The 1,384-nt window shown below is 75.2% G+C and carries 1 protein-coding gene; it reads left to right on the forward strand.

Features of this window, described 5'->3' with window-relative positions; genetic code table 11:
• Positions 1-282 precede the first annotated feature (282 nt).
• On the forward strand, positions 283-1,384 hold a 1,102-nt coding region (locus tag AB0J52_RS40695; protein ID WP_500188572.1), incomplete at its 3' end, for an acetyl-CoA C-acetyltransferase.

A 1,384-nucleotide genomic window follows, 5' to 3' on the forward strand; every position in this document is an offset into this window, starting at 1 on the left:
GCCCCGCGGCCGCCGCCACCTGCGCGATCCCGCGTCCCATGATCCCGGTGCCGACCACCCGGACCGTCGTCGCCCGCTCCGCCCAGTGCTCCACCAGCGGCCTCCTCGGCTCGTTCTAGAACGAAACTCTAGACTCCCGTTGGACGGAACGGCCTCCGCCGGCCCGTCCGCCTGCGGCATACCCTGCCAAGAGTCCGATGCGTTCGTCTCGTCCCCCCGCCGTCGCCCCGCCGTCCCGTCGCCCCGCCCGCCCCGTCACGCCGCTGTCCCGAGGAGCCGTCCATGCGCGAAGTCGTGATCTGCGAACCCCTGCGGACCCCGATCGGCCGCTTCGGCGGCGCCCTCAAGGCGGTCGCCCCGGCCGACCTCGCCGCCACGGTCATCCGCGCGCTGCTCGACCGCACCGGCCTGCCCGGCGACGCCGTGGACGAGGTGGTCCTCGGCTGGTGCAACCCCAACGCCGACGCCCCCGCCATCGGCCGCGTCGCCGCCCTCGACGCGGGCCTGCCGATCACCGTCGGCGGCAGCCAGGTGGACCGGCGCTGCGGATCGGGCCTCCAGGCCGTCCTGGACGCGGCGATGCAGATCCAGACCGGCGTCGCGGACGTGGCCATCGCGGGCGGGGTCGAGTCGATGAGCAACGCGCCGTTCTACACCACGTCCGCGCGGTGGGGCGTGCGCACACCGTCCCTGGAACTCCACGACGCCCTCGCCCGCGGCCGGACGACCGCGGGCGGCGTGAACCACCCGGTTCCGGGCGGGATGCTGGAGACGGCCGAGAACCTGCGCCGCGAGTACAAGATCGGCCGTGAGGAGCAGGACGAGCTGGCCGTCCGCTCCCACCAGCGTGCGGTCGCCGCCCAGCGGGAGGGCCGGTTCGCGGACGAGATCGTCCCGGTCACCGTCCGCTCCCGCAAGGGCGACACCGTCGTGGACACCGACGAGCACCCGCGCGCGGACACCACCGTCGATGGACTCGCCAAGCTCCGGCCCGTCCTCGGCAAGTCCGACCCGGACGCGACCGTCACCGCCGGGAACGCCTCCGGCCAGAACGACGCGGCCGCCGCGTGCGTGGTCACGACCCCCGAGCGCGCCGCCGAGCTGGGCCTGCGTCCGCTCGTCCGGCTCGTCTCGTGGGCGCGCGCGGGCGTCCCGCCACGGACGATGGGCATCGGGCCCGTCCCGGCGACCGCCAAGGCCCTGGAGCGCGCGAACCTCACCCTCGCCGACCTCGACCTGATCGAGCTCAACGAGGCGTTCGCGGCCCAGGTCCTCGCCGTCACCCGCGAATGGGGCTTCGCCGCCGCCGACTGGGAGCGCACCAACGTCAACGGCTCCGGCATCTCCCTCGGCCACCCCGTCGGCGCGACCGGCGCCCGCATCC

Origin of the sequence: Spirillospora sp. NPDC049652, from assembly GCF_040675125.1 — a bacterium.
GTDB lineage: Bacteria > Actinomycetota > Actinomycetes > Streptosporangiales > Streptosporangiaceae > Spirillospora.